Origin of the sequence: Aeromonas sp. S13(2024), from assembly GCF_041402405.1 — a bacterium.
In the GTDB taxonomy this organism is placed as follows: Bacteria; Pseudomonadota; Gammaproteobacteria; order Enterobacterales; family Aeromonadaceae; genus Aeromonas; species Aeromonas veronii.
Genome location: NZ_JBGLRA010000001.1, coordinates 282,845 through 303,944, shown reverse-complemented (window position 1 = coordinate 303,944; position 21,100 = coordinate 282,845). Strand labels below are relative to the sequence as shown.

At 57.2% G+C, this 21,100-nt stretch carries 23 protein-coding genes; 7 read left to right on the top strand and 16 right to left on the bottom strand.

Going from position 1 to position 21,100, the window contains the following annotated elements; all coding sequences use genetic code 11:
• The 11 genes from flgJ to ACB042_RS01340 form a co-directional block, all read right to left on the bottom strand.
• The gene (gene flgJ / locus ACB042_RS01390; protein ID WP_371177623.1) at positions 1 to 1,074 is read right to left on the bottom strand and encodes a flagellar assembly peptidoglycan hydrolase FlgJ; all 1,074 of its coding nucleotides are present in this window, start codon (positions 1,072 to 1,074) and stop codon (positions 1 to 3) included.
• Between the two features lie 43 nt (positions 1,075 to 1,117).
• Positions 1,118 to 2,215: a flagellar basal body P-ring protein FlgI gene (locus tag ACB042_RS01385; RefSeq protein WP_005350664.1), complete on the bottom strand. Its 1,098-nt coding sequence runs from the start codon at positions 2,213 to 2,215 to the stop codon at positions 1,118 to 1,120.
• A gap of 8 nt (positions 2,216 to 2,223) precedes the next feature.
• Complete coding sequence (gene flgH, locus ACB042_RS01380; protein ID WP_005334152.1) at positions 2,224 to 2,895, bottom strand: flagellar basal body L-ring protein FlgH; 672 nt, start codon at positions 2,893 to 2,895, stop codon at positions 2,224 to 2,226.
• Between the two features lie 14 nt (positions 2,896 to 2,909).
• The gene (gene flgG / locus ACB042_RS01375) at positions 2,910 to 3,698 is read right to left on the bottom strand and encodes a flagellar basal-body rod protein FlgG (protein WP_005334158.1); all 789 of its coding nucleotides are present in this window, start codon (positions 3,696 to 3,698) and stop codon (positions 2,910 to 2,912) included.
• A 14-nt stretch (positions 3,699 to 3,712) separates the two neighbouring features.
• Positions 3,713 to 4,459: a flagellar basal-body rod protein FlgF gene (flgF, locus tag ACB042_RS01370; RefSeq protein ID WP_371177622.1), complete on the bottom strand. Its 747-nt coding sequence runs from the start codon at positions 4,457 to 4,459 to the stop codon at positions 3,713 to 3,715.
• A gap of 142 nt (positions 4,460 to 4,601) precedes the next feature.
• Positions 4,602 to 5,969 carry a flagellar hook protein FlgE gene (flgE, locus tag ACB042_RS01365; protein ID WP_100654063.1) on the bottom strand — a complete coding sequence of 456 codons (1,368 nt, stop codon included), beginning with the start codon at positions 5,967 to 5,969 and terminating at the stop codon, positions 4,602 to 4,604.
• A 10-nt stretch (positions 5,970 to 5,979) separates the two neighbouring features.
• Positions 5,980 to 6,720: a flagellar hook assembly protein FlgD gene (locus ACB042_RS01360; RefSeq protein WP_019446133.1), complete on the bottom strand. Its 741-nt coding sequence runs from the start codon at positions 6,718 to 6,720 to the stop codon at positions 5,980 to 5,982.
• Between the two features lie 15 nt (positions 6,721 to 6,735).
• Positions 6,736 to 7,155: a flagellar basal body rod protein FlgC gene (gene flgC, locus ACB042_RS01355; protein ID WP_005350658.1), complete on the bottom strand. Its 420-nt coding sequence runs from the start codon at positions 7,153 to 7,155 to the stop codon at positions 6,736 to 6,738.
• Positions 7,155 to 7,553 (bottom strand): flagellar basal body rod protein FlgB, encoded by a 399-nt coding sequence (flgB, locus tag ACB042_RS01350; RefSeq protein ID WP_005334169.1) that lies wholly within the window; start codon positions 7,551 to 7,553, stop codon positions 7,155 to 7,157. The genes flgC and flgB overlap by 1 nt, the downstream gene beginning before the upstream one ends.
• Before the next feature lie 296 nt (positions 7,554 to 7,849).
• Complete coding sequence (locus ACB042_RS01345; protein WP_005350656.1) at positions 7,850 to 8,674, bottom strand: protein-glutamate O-methyltransferase CheR; 825 nt, start codon at positions 8,672 to 8,674, stop codon at positions 7,850 to 7,852.
• Between the two features lie 17 nt (positions 8,675 to 8,691).
• Positions 8,692 to 9,603, bottom strand: a complete 912-nt coding sequence (locus ACB042_RS01340) for a chemotaxis protein CheV (RefSeq protein WP_005334174.1) — start codon at positions 9,601 to 9,603, stop codon at positions 8,692 to 8,694.
• A gap of 144 nt (positions 9,604 to 9,747) precedes the next feature.
• Here ACB042_RS01340 and flgA point away from each other — a divergent pair, with 144 nt between their 5' ends.
• The 3 genes from flgA (at position 9,748) to ACB042_RS01325 (ending at position 11,256) form a co-directional block, all read left to right on the top strand.
• Entirely contained in the window at positions 9,748 to 10,431 is a 684-nt protein-coding gene (gene flgA, locus ACB042_RS01335; protein ID WP_167572525.1) for a flagellar basal body P-ring formation chaperone FlgA, read from the top strand.
• A 91-nt stretch (positions 10,432 to 10,522) separates the two neighbouring features.
• Positions 10,523 to 10,843, top strand: coding sequence for a flagellar biosynthesis anti-sigma factor FlgM (gene flgM / locus ACB042_RS01330; protein ID WP_005334177.1), 321 nt, complete (start codon positions 10,523 to 10,525; stop codon positions 10,841 to 10,843).
• Positions 10,840 to 11,256, top strand: a complete 417-nt coding sequence (locus ACB042_RS01325; protein WP_040066163.1) for a flagella synthesis protein FlgN — start codon at positions 10,840 to 10,842, stop codon at positions 11,254 to 11,256. Before flgM ends, ACB042_RS01325 begins: the two co-directional genes overlap by 4 nt.
• A 36-nt stretch (positions 11,257 to 11,292) precedes the next feature.
• Here ACB042_RS01325 and yfcE read toward each other — a convergent pair whose 3' ends face one another.
• Positions 11,293 to 11,835 carry a phosphodiesterase gene (gene yfcE / locus ACB042_RS01320; protein ID WP_371177621.1) on the bottom strand — a complete coding sequence of 181 codons (543 nt, stop codon included), beginning with the start codon at positions 11,833 to 11,835 and terminating at the stop codon, positions 11,293 to 11,295.
• A gap of 10 nt (positions 11,836 to 11,845) precedes the next feature.
• Entirely contained in the window at positions 11,846 to 13,483 is a 1,638-nt protein-coding gene (locus ACB042_RS01315; protein WP_371177620.1) for a peptide ABC transporter substrate-binding protein, read from the bottom strand.
• A 156-nt stretch (positions 13,484 to 13,639) separates the two neighbouring features.
• On the opposite strand from ACB042_RS01315, the gene ACB042_RS01310 reads away from it, so the two are divergent.
• The gene (locus ACB042_RS01310; protein ID WP_371177619.1) at positions 13,640 to 14,539 is read left to right on the top strand and encodes a DMT family transporter; all 900 of its coding nucleotides are present in this window, start codon (positions 13,640 to 13,642) and stop codon (positions 14,537 to 14,539) included.
• A gap of 19 nt (positions 14,540 to 14,558) precedes the next feature.
• Here ACB042_RS01310 and rsuA read toward each other — a convergent pair whose 3' ends face one another.
• Positions 14,559 to 15,251: a 16S rRNA pseudouridine(516) synthase RsuA gene (rsuA, locus tag ACB042_RS01305; protein WP_021231067.1), complete on the bottom strand. Its 693-nt coding sequence runs from the start codon at positions 15,249 to 15,251 to the stop codon at positions 14,559 to 14,561.
• Positions 15,252 to 15,419: 168 nt separating this feature from the next.
• Between rsuA and ACB042_RS01300 the strand changes: the two genes are divergently transcribed.
• A complete protein-coding gene (locus ACB042_RS01300) occupies positions 15,420 to 16,619 on the top strand; it encodes an HD-GYP domain-containing protein (RefSeq protein WP_019446125.1) in 1,200 nt (399 codons plus the stop codon).
• An 18-nt stretch (positions 16,620 to 16,637) separates the two neighbouring features.
• Here the strand turns inward: ACB042_RS01300 and ACB042_RS01295 are convergent, their stop codons facing one another.
• Both ACB042_RS01295 and fsa read right to left on the bottom strand, forming a co-directional pair.
• Positions 16,638 to 16,817, bottom strand: coding sequence for a hypothetical protein (locus ACB042_RS01295; protein WP_005344504.1), 180 nt, complete (start codon positions 16,815 to 16,817; stop codon positions 16,638 to 16,640).
• Positions 16,818 to 16,949: 132 nt separating this feature from the next.
• Positions 16,950 to 17,603 carry a fructose-6-phosphate aldolase gene (fsa, locus tag ACB042_RS01290; RefSeq protein ID WP_371177618.1) on the bottom strand — a complete coding sequence of 218 codons (654 nt, stop codon included), beginning with the start codon at positions 17,601 to 17,603 and terminating at the stop codon, positions 16,950 to 16,952.
• 126 nt (positions 17,604 to 17,729) lie between these two features.
• Between fsa and ACB042_RS01285 the strand changes: the two genes are divergently transcribed.
• Positions 17,730 to 18,626: a glycyl-radical enzyme activating protein gene (locus ACB042_RS01285; protein ID WP_371177617.1), complete on the top strand. Its 897-nt coding sequence runs from the start codon at positions 17,730 to 17,732 to the stop codon at positions 18,624 to 18,626.
• Between the two features lie 4 nt (positions 18,627 to 18,630).
• Positions 18,631 to 21,063 (top strand): formate C-acetyltransferase/glycerol dehydratase family glycyl radical enzyme, encoded by a 2,433-nt coding sequence (locus tag ACB042_RS01280; protein WP_371177616.1) that lies wholly within the window; start codon positions 18,631 to 18,633, stop codon positions 21,061 to 21,063.
• The last annotated feature ends 37 nt before the right edge of the window (positions 21,064 to 21,100 follow it).

Below are 21,100 nucleotides of genomic sequence, written 5' to 3'. Positions count from 1 at the left end.
TTACAGCTCCATCTCGTTGTATTGGGCAATGGCATCACTGCGCAATACCTGTTTCAATTTTCTGGCGTAGTGCGGGTCGGTGGCATAACCCGCCTGTTGCAGCGCCTCAAAGTAGCGATCAGGACTATCCACCTTCGCCAGGGCTCCCTTGTAGCGAGAGCCGGAAGTGAGGAAGTCCACGTAGTCGTTGAAACTCTCTTCAAACGACTCATAGGAGCGAAATGCCGCTTTCTGGCGGGAGGCGACGCCTTGCTCATACTCGAGCGTGCTGACCACCGCCTTTGGCCCTTCCCAGCGCGGATCGGCCTTGATGCCAAACAGGTTATGGGTCACCTGCCCCTCGCCATCCTTGATCACCCGCTTGCCCCAACCGCTCTCCAGTGCCGCCTGAGCGACCAGTACCGCCGGGCTTAACCCCAACTTGTCGGCCGCTTTCTTGGCCAGCGGCATCAGGCGATTAACGAACTCTTCCGGCGTATCGAACTCCTTGCTCCCACTACCGGTGGCACTGCCCTCTTCGCTGGGCATTCGCCCCATGGGTGGAATACTACGGTGTGGTCGACGGGGCATAGTGAGTGCGTGGCTCTCCTTGACCCCCTCGGTCATCTCTTTTTCAGCAAAATCTTTGCCAACTTTTGATGCCGCGATCAAATCATCGGCCGCCGCCGTGGGGGGCTGATAGGGTTTGTAGGTCCGTTCGGTGCGCTGCGGCATCTTGAGCACCCGTCCATCCTGATGGGTAAAGGTCTCAGGAGAGAGCTGCTTGGCCACCATGTCAGCCAATCCCAGCCCCCCCTTGCTGGACATGTCGGCAACCCGCTGCTCATCCAGCATCCCTTCATAGAACTGGGTATAGCTGCTGTTCATCGGGTTGTCCTGAGTCAACACCCCGTTGGCCTGACGCATGCTCTGAAACAGCATCTGGGTAAAGATTGACTCGAACTGGCGTGACGCACTCTTGAGCGCTTCGGCCTGTCCCTCTTTGCTTTGGCTCATCTGGCGCAGACGGTCCAGGTTCTTGATGTCCTGTACCATCCCGAGATTCATGCCGCTGTTGCTGTCAAACTCCGCCATTTTGCTTACCTCATTGCCACCCGTGGCAACCACTTGCCGCTTGTTACAATATGACCAGTTGCCCTTCGATGGCGCCTGCCTGCTGCAGCGCCTCAAGGATGGCCATCAAATCACCCGGGGCGACCCCAACCTGATTGACCGCCCGGACCAGATCGTCCAGGGTCGCACCGGTATCAAACTTGAACATCCGCCCCGGCTCCTGCTGGACATTGATGGTCGAGTTGTTGGTCACCGTCGTCTCTCCTCCCGCCAACGGGTTGGGCTGGGAGACCTGCTGGTTTTCGGCGATGGTCACCGTCAACCCGCCGTGGCTGATGGCCGCCGGTTTGAGCTTGACCTGACTGCCGATCACTATGGTGCCAGTGCGGGAGTTAACGATGATCTTGGCCGCCTCGTTGGCCGGATCCACCTCCAGATTTTCGATGGTGGCGAGATAGGAGACGCGCTGACCCGGATCCCGCGGAGCATAGACCTTGACCGAGGTAGCATCGAGCGCCTGAGCGGTATTGGGCCCCACCAGATCGTTGACCACATCGGCCAGACGGCGCGCCGTAGTAAAGTCGGGGCGGTTAAGGTTGAAGGTGATGGTGTCCCCCTGACTGAAGGAGTTGGGCACCTCCCGCTCCACGGTCGCACCGTTGGCAATCCGCCCGACGGTCGGGGTATTGATCACTACCTTGGAACCATCAGCCCCCTCGGCCCCCAGACCACCGACCACCAGACTGCCCTGGGCGACCGCATAAACCCGCCCATCGAGCCCTTTCAGGAAGCTTTGCAGCAGAGTGCCGCCCCGCAGGCTCTTGGCCTCGCCGATGGCTGAGACCGTCACGTCGATAGTCTGGCCCGGCTTGGAGAAGGGGGGCAGGTCGGCATGGATCGCCACCGGCGCCACATCCTTGATCTTGGGCTTGATGTTGTCCGGCACCTTGATGCCAAAGTTGTTGAGCATGGTACGGAAGGTCTGCTCGGTGAAGGCGTTGTTCTTCTCGCCAGTACCGGGCAACCCTACCACCAGACCGTAACCAATCAGCTGGTTGTTACGCACCCCTTCAACCGAGCTGATGTCCTTGATCCGGGCCGCATTGGCCACGCCCAAGGGCAGCAGACAGCAAAGCAGAGTGACAAGACGGAGTGACTTCATAACATCTCCTAGAGCGGCCACCAGGGACCATTGAAAAAGCTGGTAAGCCACCCTTGCTCCTGGCTATTGGCCAGATCGCCGGTACCACCGTAGTAAATGCGGGCATTGGCCACTTTCTGGGACGAAACGCTGTTATCAGACGTCACGTCCTCCGGGCGAATAAGGCCGGTGATCCGAATATATTCATTGCCATTGTTGAGCATGATCCACTTCTCGCCGCGCACCACCAGATTGCCGTTGGGCAGCACCTTGGCCACGCTGACCGAAATATTGCCCTGCAAACTGTTGCTCTGATCCGCTTTGGCCTGCCCCTTGAACGCGCTGTTCTGACCAATGGAAGCCGAAAGATCATAGGGACTGGCGGTGACTGGCACGCCACCCAGCTTGACCGGATCCAGATTGAATTTATTGTCCTTGCCACTCTGGGTATTGGCCTTTTTCGAAGCGGAGGTCGACTCTGACAACTCGATGGTAATGATGTCGCCAACCTTGTGCGCCTTGATATCCGAATAGATGCCATTGACCTGATCTGGCTGGAAAATCGCCCCTGTCGGCCGCACCGACACCGGCTCCGACTCCCCGTAAACGGGGGAAAACTCGGGATCATCAGGCTTGGGCGTATTGGGAGTGCTACTACACCCTCCCAGCACCAGCAATCCCAGCATCCATACGGCTTTCATCATGCACCTCCTAATTAGGTACGCTGGATCAGGAAGGACATCATGCCGTCCACGGCGGAGAGCACCTTGGAGTTCATCTCGTAGACCCGCTGAGCTTGAATGAGGTTCACCAGCTCTTCGGTCACGTTGACGTTGGAAGTCTCCAGCATCCCCTGCTTGATCACCCCCAAGCCATCAGCACCGGCAGTCCCCTGCGCAGCAGCGCCGCTGGATTGGGTCTCGACAAACATGTTCTCCCCCATCGGCTGCAAGCCGCTGGCGTTGACGAAGTCGGAGATGTTGATCTGACCGACAACCTGAGAAGCGCCATCCCCCTTGAGCTGCACCGAGACCTGACCATCTTCACCCACCGTAACGCTCTGGGCGTTTTCCGGGATCTGGATTTCCGGTTGCAGCGGGTAACCATTACCCGGGGTCACTATGGTCCCTTCATCGTTGAGGGTGAACTGACCGTTGCGGGTATAGGCTGCACTGCCATCCGGCAGCTGAATTTCAAAGTAGCCACGACCACTGATCATCAAATCGAGCGAGTTGTCAGTGGTTTGTACGTTACCCTGACTGTGGTTTTTCTGGGTCGCCACCACCTTGGCCCCCGCCCCCAGCATCAAGCCGGAGGGGAGCTCGGTATCGGCAGAGGAGCGGCCACCGGGCTGGTTGATGTTTTGATACAGCAGATCTTCAAAGATGGCCCGTGACTTTTTGAAGCCCACGGTGCTGGCATTCGCCAGGTTGTTCGAAGTGACCGAAATATTGGTCTGCTGTGCATCCAACCCGGTCTTGCTGATCCAGAGTGCGGGATTCATAGGTAACTCCTTGATTAGCTGATTCGCAGCAGTTGGGTTTGAGCTTCATCATTCTCTTCGGCCGTCTTCATGATTTTGACCTGGGTTTCGAACTGGCGTTGCAGCCGGATCAGGTTGGTCATCTCATCCACCACATTGACGTTGCTCCCCTCAAGGGAGCCGGCAATCAGGCCGACATTGGCAGAGGCGGGTTCATTCTGGCCATCTTTGCGGCGAAACAGACCATCTTGCCCCTTCTCCACCGCATCGGCGGCCGGGTTGACCAGCTTGATCCGCTGAAAATCTTCCGGCAAGTTGGCGGCTGCCCCTTCCGGTCGACCGCTGATGGTGCCATCCCGATTAATCTCGAGTTTCTCCATCGGCATCGGCAACACGATTGGCTGACCACCGTCATCCACTACATTCAGGCCGGTCGAGGTTTGTAAGTTGCCGGTCGCATTGACCTGCAAATTCCCCATGCGGGTATAGGCCTCACCGCCCTTGGGATCCTGCACGGCAATCCAGCCAGGACCATCCACCGCCACGTCCAGATCCCGTCCGGTGGTCATCAGCATGCCATGCTGCAGGTTCTGACCCGGGCGCTCAGCCATGGCAAACACCCGGCTTGGCAAGCCCTCTCCGAACGCCTGCATGCTTCTGGCCTGCTCAAAATCGGACTTGAAGCCGGTGGTATTGGCATTGGCGAGGTTGTTACCCCGAATAGCCAGGCTGTTCATGGTCTCTTTGGCCCCGGACATGGCGATATAAAGCAGGTGATCCATGGAATTCTCCGTCAAACAGATGACTCTGACAGGAGAAATGCAATTAGAGTGCCAACAACAGAAATATGGGGGTAAGGAGGATGGGAATGCGACAGAAACAGAGAGGGGGCCAAGCCCCCTCTCATTATCATGTATTGCACAATTAACGGATCTGCAGGATGGTCTGCTGCAGCGAACTGTTGACCTCCAGAGAACGGGAGTTGGCCTGGAAGTTACGCTGGGCAGTGATCAGGTCAACCAGCTCCGAGGTCAAATCCACGTTGGACTGCTCCAGCGCCGATGATTTGATGGTCCCGAAAGTGCCCGAATTGGGCGTCCCCGGCAAGGCATCGCCAGAGAGCAGAGACTGTCGCCAGGAGGTATCGCCAACCTGAGTCAATCCTTGCGAGTTGGCAAACTTGGCCATTGCCACCATAGCCACCTTGATGGTGGTTGCGTTACTGTAAGTCGCGGACACGATGCCATCCGGAGTGATCTCCACCTTGGTCAAACGACCGACAGTGGAGCCATCCTGAGTCAACTTGTTGACTTCAAACGGTGAAGCATACTGGGTAACCGTTCCGAAGTTGATATCCACCTGCTGAGTGGGATCTGCACCATTGGTGATAATGCCAGCACCTGCCGGGGGCGCGGCTCCCAATTGCTCTGTCTTGATGGTCGCCGGTGTAGTCGGGGTAATCATCTTGCCATCAGCCCCGAAGGTCACTCTTGCACCAGCAGGCGCCTGACTCAAACCAGTTGCCATAGTGGGTGTGACACCACCGACAATATCAATAGGCTTATCACCTTGGTAGAGGTACATACGCCAAGCTGTAGGATTGGCGGGTTTGGTCAGATCTGCCGGGTCAGCCTCTTTGACAAAATATTGCGTGATGGTATGCGGCTCACCCAATGAGTCATAAATCACCACGGAGGTAGAAGATGAGTAGGTTTTCGAATCTTTGGGGTCAAAAGTAGAGGCATCACCCACCGCATTACCTGCGGGCAGGGGCGCCGCTGTCGATGGCAGGTTGAAACTGGCGTCAATCTTGGTTGTCTTGATTGGTTCACCGGCCTTGTCAGGTATCTGAATCGGCTTGGTCGCATTGATACTTACCGCCTTGGGCGTGCCATCGGCGTTGATTTCGTAACCTTGCAGATAATGGCCCTGATTGTTGACCATATAGCTGTTTTCATTGAGCTTGAAGGCACCGGCACGGGTGTAGGTGCGATCCAGGTTGGTCAGACCGTCAGAGGTCACAAAGAAGCCGTTACCCTGAATAGCCAGATCCAGTGCGTTATTGGTAAATTGCAGCGCCCCCTGGTGGAACTGCTGAGCAACTGCACCTGTCGCCACACCGTTACCGACCTGGGTCTTGGCATTGACAAAAATGGAGTTGGCGTAGACATCCGCAAACTCGGCACGGGACTCTTTAAAGCCCATGGTGTTAACGTTGGCAATGTTGTTGGCGGTGACGTTCAAGTCTTTTTGTGCCGCGTTGACACCGCTCAAGGCATTGTTAAATGACATATCCAGCTCCTTAGATCGATGCTGTCGACGTGGTTTTTGACGGTGTAACCGTCTGGTTTGAATTAGTTCCTGAAATTTGCAAGATGCTACTCAACAGCGTGCTACCCAAGCCTTTCACGTTAAGCATTGTCGGATTGCTCGCATTGCCCAGCGCCACACTATCCACCTTGCCGTAAGCATAAGCAGCAATACTTTCAGATTTGCCATCCAGAGTACCGCTTGCCTTAATCACATATTTACCTGACTTGACCCGCTTTCCATCTTTGTCTGTGCCATCCCAGGCAACTTCAACGTTACCTCGCTGCTCCCCTTCGAGAGAGAATTCCTTGATAACCTGGCCTTTTTCATCTTCGATGGTGACCTTGACGCTCGAATATTTATTCGTCGTTCCCACAGCCACAACACCGGGGAGAGAGCCCTCCTTATCCAGATAGCCGGTATTGCTCTGCAACAGCACATTTTGTCCCACCAATGCGGAGGCTTGCAGTGCCTGGCTGGAGATCATCTGGTCATTAAGCTTACCCATCTGAGTGGACAAACTGCTGATCCCCTCAGATGTCGACATGGATGCCATCTGGGAGAGCATCTGGGCGTTATCAACAGGCTTGAAAGGATCCTGATACGACAGCTGCATGGTCAGCAGCTTTAGAAAGGAAGCCTGATCCAGCTCTTTCTTGGGCGTCGTGGTAGTGCCTGTCGTCTGGGTCGTGGTACGGCTTATACCGTTAGCACTGTTGGTTGTATCGACCATGCTGCATCCCTCCTATCAGGACTTGCCAAGCTGGAGCGTCTGCTGCAGCATCTTTTTGGCCGAATCTGCAACCTGTACGTTGGTCTGGTAGCTGCGCGAGGCGTTGATCATGTCGGCCATCTCTTCAACCATGTTGACGTTTGGTTTGAAGATAAAACCGTCTTTATCCGCCATCGGGTGGTTGGGGTTGTACTCCTTGAGCAGTGGCGCCTTGCTCTCGACAATCCCCTTCACCTCAACCCCGACCGAGCCCTGCTTGTCAGACATAGCCTGATCGAGCTGGGCGGCAAAGACTGGCCGCCTGGCGTGGTAAGTATTTTCCACACTGGAGCTGACGCTGTCCGCGTTGGCCATGTTGCTGGCAACCGTGTTGAGGCGCACTGACTGTGCACTCATAGCCGAGCCTGCTATGTCAAAGACCTTGAACAAACTCATCACTGCTCTCCTTTCAGGGCCTTGAGCAGGCCGCTGATTTTGCTATTCATAAATTCAAGGGAGGTTTGATACTCGAGGCTATTGCGCAGAAATTCGCTGCGCTCCTGCTGCACATCGACTGTATTGCCGTCACCGGTATCCGGTTGCAGCGGGTTGCGATATTGCACGGTACCTGGGGCGTCCATATTCAAGGCAAAGTGCTTTTCGCTGGTCGTTGCCAAACCAAACCCCTGATGCGACTGGGCCTCCTGCAATGCCTGAGCAAAATTGATATCCCTGGCTTTGAAGCCCGGGGTATCTGCGTTGGCAATATTGCTGGAAAGCACCTCAGCACGCTTGGCGCGAACGCTTATGGTGTGTTGATGCACACCGAATGCCTTGTCAAATGAAAGAGCCATAGCACACCTCCTGCTTGGTTTATTTTGTTTGCAAGAGGTGTGCCATAAGCAAATCACTCAGTTCGATGGTTTGGGTATGAGCACATTTCAGACCGAAAACGGCAGGAGCATCTCGTGCCTTGAGTCAGACGGCATCATTTGGCCACCTTAAGGTTGCAACCACTTTTGCAATGGCGAGATATGGTAGGTAAATAGAAAGACTGAGCTGTAGATAAAGAAAGAGGGAAGCTCGCTGCTTCCCTCTTTGTATGAACTGGTTAAATCCGGTAAAACCCTGAATATCGTGGCCATCAGGCCTATTTGACCTTGTAGACAATCCCCGGATTGCAGCGGATCATCTCGAACCGATCTGTTAACCCGGCCAGTGACTCCGACGCGCCCAGCATCAGATATCCACCGGGATTGAGACTGGCAGCAAACTGGTTGAGGATCTTCGACTTCACTTCCGGCGCAAAATAGATGAGCACGTTACGGCAAAAGATAATGTCAAACTTGCCGAGCAAACTATAACTCTCCAGCAAGTTGAGTGGCCGGAAGGTGGTCAATTTTCTGACTCGCTCAGCGACCCGCATCTTGTTGTCACCGTAGGGCTCAAAAAACATCTTCTTGCGCTCCGGTGACAAACCGCGCGCCAAAGCAAGGCTATCGTAAACGCCTTCCTTACACTGATTGAGCATGGTCGTCGAAATATCCGTCCCGACAATCTGCACGCCACCAGGCAAGGTCCCCGGCTTTTTCATCTGCTGCTCCAGTGCCGTCATGGCAATGGAATAGGGCTCCTGACCTGACGAGGATGCAGCCGACCAGATCTTGATGGGGCGGCCACTTTTCCCCAACTCGGGGAAAATCTTGTCAGTAAGAAGCTGAAACGGATAGGTATCACGAAACCAGAGGGTCTCGTTGGTCGTCATGGCATCCACCACGGCCATTTTCAGGTCACGCTCTCGCACACTCATTGCACGGGTAACCAGATCAGACAGACTCTCGATGCCAAACTGAGCCATCAAAGGTGAAAGACGGCTCTTCACCAGATACTGTTTGTTATCCCCCAGCACAATTCCGCTCTGTACCGCCAGAAAGTTACTGAACTGTTTGTATAAGTCGTCCGAAAGTGTCTTCATGCAGCTGTTCTTCTTTATTAGAGTGCGTTTTGTACGGCCTTGGCCAATTCATCAGGCTGGAACTTGGCGATAAAATTGTTCGCACCAACTTTCTGCACCATTGCCTGGTTGAATACTCCACTGAGCGAGGTATGCAGAATAACATGCAAATCCTTGAGATTGGGATTATTCCGGATCTCGGCAGTGAAGGTATAGCCATCCATTTCCGGCATTTCGATATCCGAAATAACCAGCGCAACCTGATCCTTGATAGGACCATTTTTGGTCATTTCCAGCAGCATGTTCAATGCTTCGCGGCCATCTTTTGCCAACACGCACTCGACACCGATAGCCTCAAGCGCACGTTGTACCTGTTTGCGTGCCACTGAGGAGTCATCCGCAACAAGAACAGGGCGCCCCAGAGTCGGGTGGTCGACACTGGCCTGAACCAACTCCTCACTCACATCCGTTGCAACCGGCGAAATTTCGTTCAATATCCGTTCAACATCAAGAATTTCGACCAACTCGCCGTCGACTTCAGTCACGGCTGTCATGTAGTTGATGCGACCCGCACCTTTGGGCGGAGGCAGGATGGATTCCCAGTTCATATTGATGATGCGCTCGACCGAATGCACCAGAAAACCCTGAATAGAGCGGTTGTACTCGGAGATGATAATGAAGCATTTGCTCAGATCATCTATCGGGCGTTTGCCAACCGCCATGCTGAGGTCGATGACTGAGATAGTCTGGCCACGAATATGAGCCACCCCGCGAATGCAGGAGTTCAATTTTGGCATCACGGTCAAGGGGGGACACTGCAACACTTCACGCACTTTGAATACGTTGATGCCAAATCTTTGACGTCCATTGAGACGAAACAACAACAACTCCAGCCGGTTTTGCCCCACTAGCTGGGTACGTTGGTTGACCGAGTCCAGGATACTGGCCATAAACACTCCCTAAAAACGCTTGGCATTAATCATGCATGCGTGATGGATTGCGTCAGACTATCGATGTGACAACGAACAGATTCTGAAGCAATCATAGTTAAATATGGTGATATGCGTGAACAACTTATCGACCAACGAGCGAAAATGATTAACCGACTTTTACTCATCAGCCTCTTTTTTGGCAGCATATCTTCCAGCTACGCCTCGGACGTCACTACTTATCTGCAAGAAAAGGCACAAGAGTTCGTTTATAGCCAGCTGGATATTCCGTTGGATGCCAGAGCCGAGGTCACCTCTGCCACACTGGATGAACGGCTCCCACTGACCCGCTGCGAAGATCTGCTCACTATCAGCTTACCAGCAAAAATGGAAATTCGCCGTAATACAACAGTTTACCTTAAATGTGAGGAAGACAAACCTTGGGACATCTATCTCCCGGTGCGTGTCAGTATTCAAAAGCCCTATGTCACTGTGACCAACCCCATCGCCAAGGGGGACCTGCTGAGTGAAAGCCAGCTGGTGTTGGCCTATCAGGATCAGACCCTGATCCGCGGCGACTACCTGACTGACACCGCCCCTCTTATCGGAGTACGCAGCAAGCGGGAGCTAAAACCTGGGCAACCCATCCGTTTGAGCCAGGTTTGTGTCGTGTGCAAAGGGGATCAGGTCACCCTGACGGCAGAAAACAGCAACTTCCAGATCAAAACCATGGCCCGAGCCTTGCAAGATGGCAGCTTCGGAGAGATCATCAAACTCGTTAATATTCGCTCCGGCAAAACCGTTGAGGGTAAAGTCAGTGCTGTGGGTGCCGTATCGGTCACGTTTTAAATTCGGATCCTTGACAACTTTTTTCTAAAGTTTTGACCTGCCGCACCGATAAACAGGTAAGCAAACCTTAAAGCAGACGAAGGTAACTAAAATGGCCATCAACAATATCAACAACTTGGCGAACAATCGGTTGCAAAATACCGCTAATAGCCAGGGGACAGGCAGCAAGTCAGTCACCTCATCGCCCGAAAACAAAGCGGCTACTGTCAAGCTGGACTCCGTCTCCTTGACCAGTGAGGCGCAACAATTGCAAAAGATGCAACAAAACCTCAATACCGCCTCGACCGGCAATGAGAGCAAGGTCGAACGGCTGAAAAAAGCCGTCGCGAGTGGCGAATATCAGGTTAACAGCGACGCTGTGGCCAAGAAGATGTTCAGTTTCGAGGCCAATCTGGACAAAGTTCTGGGATGATGGATTTACCTTCGTTACTGCACACCCAAGATGATTACCTCAGCCAGATGCAAGGCATTCTGGAAGAGGAGTTCAGCTTGCTCGAACAGCATCAGGCACTGGCCCTGCCCGCACTGACCGAGCGCAAACAGCAGTTGCTTGCTGCGATAGAAACTCTGGACAAGACTCTGGCAGAGATGCCGGAACTGGCACTGCAGCTGGCAGCCTATCCCGACGAGATGGCGCAGCTTCGTGCAAAACTGGATGCTTGCCAGGCACAAAATGATATCAACGGTCGATTGCTTGAATTGAGCATCGTCTCAAACCGTCGTCTGGCTACTTTTCTGAGTCAGCTGCGCGATCGCAACAGCCTGACCTATGACGCCAAGGGCAACACTCGCTCTGGCACCCGCTCCTACGGTATCAAGGCCTGACATCTCTTATCAGGCCTTGCATTTTTGCTCTCCGTTTTAAAGCACCAGTCGCAACAACTCTCGCCCGTCCTCACACGCATTGACGCGCAGTACTCCGTCCTCATAGCTCCCGTAACTGGCAGGCAACTCGCCGCGCGGGAAACAGATCGACCCCGGGTTCATCAATACCCGCTCCCTCTGCCACTCCAGCACAGGCACATGGGTGTGGCCGCTCAGGAACAGACTGCCCTCCGGCAGTTGTACCTCGTCCGGGCGATAAAGATGGCCGTGGCTGACAAACCAGCGCCGCTCATCGACCAGCAGCTGGTTGTAGGGGGCTGTGATGGGAAAGCGCAACAGCATCTGATCCACTTCGGAATCACAATTGCCCCGCACCGCGATGATCTGCGGAGCCAACTCGTTGAGCCGATCGGCCACCGCAGCAGGGTTATACCCCTCCGGCAGAGGATTGCGCGGGCCATGGTTGAGCAGATCGCCGAGCAGCAGATAGTGATCCGGCTGCCAGGGCTCAAGTTGGGTCAGCACTCGCTCCAGCGCAATGATGCTGCCGTGGAGGTCGGAAATGATGGCAAGTTTCATGAAATGCTCCTCACTGCGGGCTGAAATAGAGATCCTTGGTGGCAATCGTCCCTTTCAAATTCTGGCTGGGCAGCCCTCGCAGCGCGGGATCGACCAGTCTCATCTGATTGTAATGATACACGGGGAGGATCGGCGCCTCCTCAAGCAGCAACTGTTCGGCATGCCGGTAGAGTTCAACCCGGCTCGCGCTGTCCAGCGTATTGGCCGCCTGCTCCAGCAGCAGATCAAAGTCGGGATTGCAGTAGCCGCTCTCGTTGCGCAGATCCTGACAACGGAAGCTGCCCAGCATGGCTGACGGCTCCACGTAATCGCCAAACAGGAAGCTTCTGGCCACCTGGAAATCACCGCTATCCTTGGCCACCTGATAGGCGCCCCACTCCAGACTGTTGAGGGTGACCTGCACCCCCAGCTTCTGCCACATGGCAGCAATGGCCATCGCCATCTGCTTGTGGGTTTCTGCGCTGTTGTAGGTAATGCTCAGCTTGAGTGGATTGGCACTGTTATACCCGGCCGCTGACAGCAACGCTGCCGCTTTGGCCTGGCGGGTTGGCATATCTTCAAGCGCCACAGGCAATATCACCCGGGGGTAACCCGGCATCTCCGGCAACAGCGACCATGCCGCCTGTTCATCCTGACCGCTCACCGATCCAATAAGCTGCTGTCGATCAACCGCCATGGAGAGCGCCTGACGCACCCGCACATCCTGCAGTTCGGGGCGCTTCAGATTGAACGCATAGAGATAGGTACCAAACAGCGGCAAGCCCCAGAGCCGCTCCGGAGACTCGCGCTTCATCTTCTGGTAATAGCCGAGGGAGACCTTGTTGGTGAGCTGGATTTCACCAGCCTCATAGCGCAGCCGTTCGGCATGTTGCGAGGTGATCGGCAGGTAGGTGACCCGTCCGATACGGGTGTGAAGGTCATCCCAGTAGTGGATATTGCGCTCGGCTTCTATCCGCTCATTAGGCGTCCGGCTTGCCAACCGATAAGCACCATTGCTCACCAGCTTGCCGGGCTCGGTCCACTGCTTGCCAAATTTGGCTATCGCCTTCTGATTGACCGGCACAAAGGGGCGCTGACTGATGAGCTGCAGGAAATAGGGAGCCGGCCGCTCCAGGGTGATTTTCAAAATCTGATCGCTTTGCGCTTCAATGCCCAGATTGCCGAGCTCCAGCGCACCGGCATAGATGGATTGCGCATTGTTGATCCCCGTCGCCAGCAGCAATCCGGCAGAAGGGGAGTTGATGGCCGGATCGAGCAGACGGCGCCATGCATAGACGAAATCAGCGGCCACCAGCGGCTCGCCATTGGACCACTTCAGTTGAGGGCGCAGGAAAAAACGCCACTCCAGCCCATCGTCACTCACCTCCCAGCGCTGTGCCTGAGCAGGTACGATATGCCCCTGCCCATCATCACTGACCAGCCCTTCAAACAGATCGACCAGTACCGCCTCCCCCGGAAAACCGGAGCGCACCAGCGCCGGATCCAGCGACTCCGGCTCGGCACCGTTGCCCTTTACCAGGGTTTGCCGATCGGCAAGCAGAGGCTGCTGCTCAACGGTGGTGGCATGGGCCAGGGGCCCAGCCAGCACGGCAAGCAATAGCGGGGAGAGCCAGCGTTGCGCCAGCTTGGGGAAAAAACCATACCTCATGACAAAACCTCGAATAAAACCACTGCAGGAGGGGAAGGCCGACGGCGCGCCTGATGAATGCCTGATGCCGCTCTTGTTATCCCCGAAAACGCCCCGTATTGTATCGGGCTTGCCCGGGAGATGGAGTCTTTCGGGTTAATTTTTTCAGGAGTTTTTATGGGTTATGAGTGGCTGGCCATCGCGTCGGCCAGTTTATGGGCAATTGCCGCGCTAATTTCGGTCAAACCGGCCCGTCATCTCGGCGCATTTGCCTACAGCCGCTGGCGCATGTTTCTGGTCAGCCTGATGCTCGGCACCATGAGTCTGCTCACCGGTGGCTGGCAAACCCTCACCGCAAGCGCCCTGCCCCTGCTCGCCATCTCGGGGCTGGTCGGCATCTTCGTGGGCGATACGGCGCTGTTTGCCTGCATGAACCGGTTGGGGCCAAGACGCAGTGCCCTGCTCTTCTCCTGCCATGCGCTGTTTTCCGCCCTGCTTGGGCTCTGGCTCTTTAATGAACAGCTGACAGGCTGGCGACTGCTGGGGGCCGTGCTGGTCTTTGCCGGCGTGATGCTGGCGATCCTGTTTGGCAGACGCAGTAGCAGCAACGAGTGGGAGCAGATCCGTGGCAATCTGGCGCTGGGAATTGGCCTTGGCCTGACGGCGGCACTGTGTCAAAGCGTGGGAGCCATCATCGCCAAGCCAGTGATGATGAGTGGTGAGGTGGATGCGGTGAGTGCATCGGGTATCCGGATGGGCAGTGCCCTGCTGGCCCATTGCGTCCTGCGGCTGGGGCGCTTGCCGCTGGCCATGCCGCTAAAACCGGTCAATCGCCATATCCTCGCCATGATTGCCACCAACGGTTTTCTGGCGATGGGGCTGGGGATGACGCTGATCCTGATGGCGCTGCGGCAGGGAGAGGTGGGCATGGTGGCCATTCTCTCCTCCACCACACCGGTACTGCTGCTGCCGCTGTTGTGGTGGCACTCGGGGGAGCGGCCATCCATTGCCGCCTGGGCGGGTGCACTGATTGCCACCCTGGGCACCGCACTGGTGCTGGGTTTCAGCACTCACTGACCCCCGGCACCATCCCTGATCAGAACAGGGCAATCTCCTCAGCGGTCAGCTCACGATATTCACCGGGAGCCAACTCTTCATCCAGCGTCAGACCGCCCACCCGCTCGCGATGCAAGCCAACGACCTTGTTGCCGATGGAGGCAAACATCCGCTTGACCTGATGGTACTTGCCTTCGTGGATGGTCAGTCGGGCCTCGCACTCGCCGAGAATTTCCAGCTGGGCAGGACGGGTTTTATCGGTCTCGTTACGCAGGTAGACCCCTTCGGCGAACAGCGCGATCGCATCCGGGCTCACCGGATCGGCCAACCAGACGTGATAGGTCTTGGCACACTCGTGGCGCGGCGAGGTGATGCGGTGGGACCACTGGCCGTCGTCGGTCACCAGCACCAGACCCGTGGTATCGAGGTCGAGGCGCCCCACTACATGCAGCTTGCCCATCGCCGGTTCATCCATCAGGAAGAAGACGGTCGGGTGATCCGGATCCTCGTTGGAGCAGACGTAACCTTCCGGCTTGTGCAGCATGAAATAGCGGTTGCGCTGCTCCAGCGTCAGCAGCACGCCGTCAAACTCGATCTGGCTCTGCTCATTGATATGAAAGGCGGGCTGCTTGACCACAATGCCATCCACCATGACCTCACCCTGACGGATCAGTTTGCCTGCCAGCGAGCGGGTCAAATCGGAACAATCGCACAGAAATTTATCAAGCCGCATTCACAACCTCGGAGTCCAACAAGTAAAGGGGCGTCATTATATCGGGCGGGGGCGACAACGCCACTGTTAAGGGGTTGCCAATTATGACGAACTGGTCATCCGATGTTACACTTCTCCGGTGTGACCCATCCGAACGATACTCATAATAATAAGAGTCAGGAAGCCTTCATGAAGTCTCAAGCATCCTATCCCGTCATTCCCGTCAACCAGCTGAAACCCGGCATGTATGTCATTGCTATCGCCAGCCAGACAGGTGGGATGGAGATCGCCCAGATGGGTTTGGTGACCAGCGTGGCGCAAATTGCCAATCTGGTGCGTCAGGGGGTGCTCACGGTACGCATCGATCTGGCCCGCAGCAAGCTGGGCAGTGCCGAAAGTGATGCCGTTACCTCCCCCGATCTCAATGCCAACAGCGCCCAGGTAGGGCGCCGTGCCAGTGCCAACGGCGAAGGGCGGGAGCTTAAAATCCGCCGCCTTTATCAGGAAGCGCGCGAGCTGCAAGGCAAGTTCATTCGCCACCTCAAAGCGGGTGAACCCATCGACATCACCCCGCTGGCCGAAGTCGCCGAAGAGATGGTCGACACCATGTTCACCCACGGTGATGCCATGCTCTGTCTGGCCCGTATTCGCGCCAAGGATGCCTACCTGATGGAGCACTCCATGAACGTGGCCATTCTGCTGGCCAACTTCGGCCGCTATCTGGGACTGGAGCGCAGCGTGCTCAAGGAGCTGACCCTGGGTGGCCTGCTGCACGACGTGGGCAAGATCATGACTCCGGACGAGGTGCTCCACAAACCGGGCAAGCTGACCGATGAGGAGTTCGCCATCATGCGTCAGCATGTGGTGCACAGTTACGAGATCCTCAGCAATACCCCTGGCATTACCCCCACCATGCTGGAGGTGGCCGCCAACCACCACGAGCGGCTCGATGGCTCCGGCTACCCGCAGCGACTCAAGGGGGAGCAGCTCTCCCTCTATACCCGGATGAGCGGCATCGTCGATGTCTATGATGCCATCACCGCGGATCGGGTCTACAAAGCAGGTATGCAGCCGACCCAGGCCTTCCGCATTCTGCTCAAGGGAATCAATCAGCACTTTGATGCCGAACTGGTTACCAAGTTCATCAAGTGCATGGGGGTCTATCCGGTGGGAACGCTGGTACAGCTCTCAAACCAGCGCCTGGCTATCGTGATGCAGCGCAACGAGCAGCAGCCGCTCAAGCCGGTGGTCAAGGTGATCTATCACGCCACCCAGCGTCACTACCTCGAGGTACAGTGGCTGGATCTGGCCAAGTCAGGGGTGCAAGAGAGCATCGAAAACACAGTCGACCCCAAAGAGTTTGGCATCAACCTCGCCAACTTCTTCTAAATCTCTCACCTCGGATATTCATGATTGGCGCTGGCTGTCGAGCCAGTGCCGGATCAAAAACTCCTCATCCAGCGGCGAGAGATCAAAACGCAGACTGGCCTCTTCAATGGCGGCGATATCGTGCTGGTGGTGCTCGCTGAGCCAAAGCACCGCACGACGCAAATCTTCACCATGGGGGAGTAGCAGATGGTCGCTCATGGGATACCTCCGGTAGACTGCAAGGCGGCCAGCGAAAGTAGCCACCTCTTTCCAGTCTAGTCGGTCAATCCCCATCACCCGCGCTTCTTCACCCTCCCCCCCTCAATCACGGCAATCAGCTTGTCACCGGGATCAGCGACCGAAAGCGCGCTGCCAATCCTGATCAAACTTCGCTAGCGCCGCATCCACCGCTGGCACGTTCAGCAACTGCTCCGCCACATCGAGCGGCAAGGTGATCGATTGGCAACCGGCCAGCAGGCAGTCGAGCGCCTGGCGCGGGGTACGGAATGACGCCGCCAGCACCTTGCTGTTCGGTGCGTGCAGCGTAAGCAGCTGTTGCAACTCCTGCACGGTGGCAATGCCATCGCCACCTTGGGCATCCAGCCGGTTAACGTAGGGCGCGACATATTCCGCCCCCGCCACCGCCGCCAGCCAACCTTGCAGCGGGGTATAGACAGCGGTGCCCAAAGTCGGCACACCGTTGGCGGTCAGGCTCTTGATGGCCGCCAGCCCCTCTGCGCATACAGGGATTTTGATCACCAGATCCGGGTCCAGCTCACGCAGGGCAAATGCCTCGCGCACCATCTCGGTTTCAGTTTTGGCCATCACCTGGGCAAACAGGTGAGCCTTGGGGCCCAGCACGTCGCGCAGGGCGGGCAGCAGCTCACAGAGCGGCAATCCCCCGGCGGCAGTAATGGAAGGATTGGTGGTGACACCGGCCAACGGCAGGATCCGTGACCAGCGACGCACTGCCGCCACATCGGCGGTATCGAGATACAGCTCCATCTCTAACTCCTTAACGGGATGTTCAATATGTCGCCATTCTAGCGATAAAACATCTGCAAATAGCTTGATCGAAATCAAATCAACTTTCGAATGAAAGCAAATAGAATGAAAAAAAAAGGAGGCGGTATGATTTTCGACCTGCAACGATATTCAACTCACGATGGCCCCGGCATTCGCACCCTGGTGTTTCTCAAGGGGTGCTCGCTGGCCTGTCTGTGGTGTCAAAACCCGGAAAGCCGCTCTCCCAAGCCGGACATACTACTCGACCGGCGCCAGTGCATCGAGGGATGCCAGCTATGCAGCCAGGCTTGTCCGGCAATCTTGCGTGACAGCGAGGGCATCCAGCTCAGCCGTTCTGCCCTCAAGGTAGGCGATATGGAACGGCTGCGCGGCCTCTGCCCAAGCGAAGCGCTGCAGGTGTGCGGCCGGGATGAAACGCTGGACACCCTGATGGACACCATCCTGCGGGACCGTCCCTTCTTCGAGCGCAGCGGCGGTGGCGTCACCCTCTCCGGTGGCGAGCCTTTTATGCAGCCCGACTTTGCCGCCGCTTTGCTGGCCCGCTGCAAGGCAGAAGGGCTGCACACGGCGGTCGAGAGCTGCCTGCATGTGCCCTGGCACCAGATTGAGCCAAGCCTCCCCTCACTGGATCTGCTACTGGCGGATCTCAAACACGTTGATAAAGAACGACTCTTCCACTGGACCCGCGGCAAGGTGGAGCTACCCATCGCGAACCTCAAACGCCTCGCCGAGCACGGCTTGCCGATGCAGATCCGGGTGCCGCTCATTCCCGGCTTCAATGCCGACCGCACATCGATCTGCGCCATCACCGACACCGCCGCCAGCCTGGGCACCGTGCAGGAGATCCACTTCCTCCCCTACCACACCCTGGGGATGGGCAAATATGCCCTGCTGGATCTGCCCTATCAGGCGCCGGACACACCGCTCGATGACCCCGATTTACTCAGCTTTGCCCACGCATACGCACAACGTCAGGGGCTGACCCCTGTGACCAGAGGATAAGATCATGACCCAGCTCGACCTCAATACCCTCAGCCCGCGGATCCGCGCCCACAAAGAGAGCCTGATCCACATCGTTCAGCCACCGGTCTGCACCGAGCGTGCCCGCCACTACACCGAGGCCTATCAGGCTCATCTCGCCCGGCCGCTGCCGGTGCGCCGCGCTCTGGCGTTGGCCCATCACCTCAAGGAGCGCTCCATCTGGATCAAGCACGACGAGCTTATTGTCGGCAATCAGGCCAGTCAGGTGCGGGCGGCGCCACTGTTTCCTGAATACACGGTGAGCTGGATTGAGAAGGAGATCGACGAGCTGGCAGACCGTCCCGGCGCCGGTTTTGCAGTCAGCGAAACCGACAAGGAGATCATCCACGCCCTCACCCCCTTCTGGCGCGGCCAGACGGTGCAGGATCGCTGCTTCGGCCTCTTTACCGACGAGCAGAAAGCGCTGCTGGAGAGCGGCATCATCAAGGCCGAGGGCAACATGACCTCGGGGGATGCTCACCTCGCGGTCAACTATGAGGAGCTGCTCACGCTGGGGCTCGATGGCTTCAAGGCCAAGGTGGCCGAGCGGCGCAGTCGGCTGGATTTGGCGGATTGGGCCGATCTTCAGCGCGAGCAGTTCCTGCACGCCGTCGCCATCACTCTGGATGCGGTCAGCGCTCACATCGCGCGCTACGCCGCCCTTGCCCGTGACATGGCCGCGCAAGAGCCGCGCCCCGAGCGCCAAAGCGAACTTGAGACCATTGCGCTCAACTGTGCCCACATCGCCCACCAGCCCCCCGAGACCTTCTGGCAGGCGCTGCAGCTCTGCTACTTTATCCAGCTCATCCTGCAGATCGAATCCAACGGCCACTCGGTGTCGTTTGGCCGGATGGATCAGTACCTCTATCCCTGGTATCGCCGCGAGGTGGAATTGTCGGAATCCCTGCCTCGGACGCGCGCTATCGAACTGCTGCAAGGGTGCTGGCTCAAGTTGCTGGAGGTGAACAAGATCCGCTCCGGCACCCACTCCAAGGCCTCCGCCGGCAGCCCGCTCTACCAGAACGTCACTATCGGTGGCCAGAACTGGTGGGATGGTGCAGCCCATGACGCGGTCAATGGCCTCTCCTACGCGATTCTGGAGTCCTGCGGCCAGCTGCGATCCACCCAGCCCAACCTCTCGGTGCGCTACCATGCCGGGATGAGCGAGGATTTCCTCGACGCCTGCATTCAGGTGATCCGCTGCGGCTTTGGCATGCCCGCCTTCAACAACGACGAGGTGGTGATCCCCGAGTTCATCAAGCTCGGAGTAAGCGTGGAGGATGCCCACCATTACGCCGCCATCGGCTGCATCGAGACCGCCGTGCCCGGCAAATGGGGCTATCGCTGCACCGGCATGAGCTTTATCAACTTCGCCCGCATCCTGCTGGCCTCCCTTGACGGCGGCCGCGATGCCACCACCGGCAAGGTATTCCTGCCCCAGCCCCAGTCGCTGCGAGACGGGAGCTTTGGCAACTTTGACGAGGTGATGGCCCGCTGGGATGAGCAGGTGCGCTACTTCACCCGCAAATCCATCGAGATCGACTGCGTGGTCGACAGCGTGCTGGAGGCTCAAGCCCATGACATCCTCTGCAGCACCCTGGTGGATGACTGCATCGAGCGCGGCAAAACCATCAAGGAGGGGGGCGCCGTCTATGACTGGGTCTCAGGTCTGCAAGTGGGGATCGCCAACCTCGGTAACAGCCTGGCGGCCCTGAAGAAACTGGTGTTCGAGCAGGGGATTGTGGATCAGCAAGAGCTGGCCGCCGCACTGGAGCAAGACTTTGCCGGGCTGGCGGGGGAGCAGCTGCGCCAGCGCCTCACCAACGCCGCCCCCAAATATGGCAACGATCTGGACGAGGTAGACCTGCTGCTGGTACAGGCTTACCAGAGCTATATCGACGAGCTCAAGGGGCTGCACAACACCCGCTTCGGCCGTGGCCCCATCGGCGGTACCTACTATGCGGGCACCTCCTCCATCTCCGCCAACGTGCCGTTTGGTGCCGCCACCATGGCGACCCCGGATGGTCGCCATGCCCGCACGCCGCTGGCGGAAGGGGCCAGCCCCTCGTCGGGTTCGGATCGTCTCGGCCCGACGGCGGTGTTCAACTCCATCGGCAAGCTGCCCACGGCGGCCATCCTCGGCGGGGTGTTACTCAACCAGAAGCTGAGTCCGGCGAGCCTTGAGAACGAGCGGGACAAGGCCAAACTGATGAGCCTGCTGCGCACCTTCTTCGAGGTGCACAAGGGGTGGCACGTGCAGTACAACATCGTCTCGCGCGAGACCCTGCTGGCGGCCAAGGCCAATCCGGATCAGTACCGGGACCTGGTGGTACGGGTGGCGGGCTATTCGGCCTTCTTCACCGCCTTATCCCCCGATGCGCAAGATGATATCATCGCCCGCACCGAGCACAGTCTCTGACGGGGCGCCCCCATGGCGCCTGTGACGTCATATGATT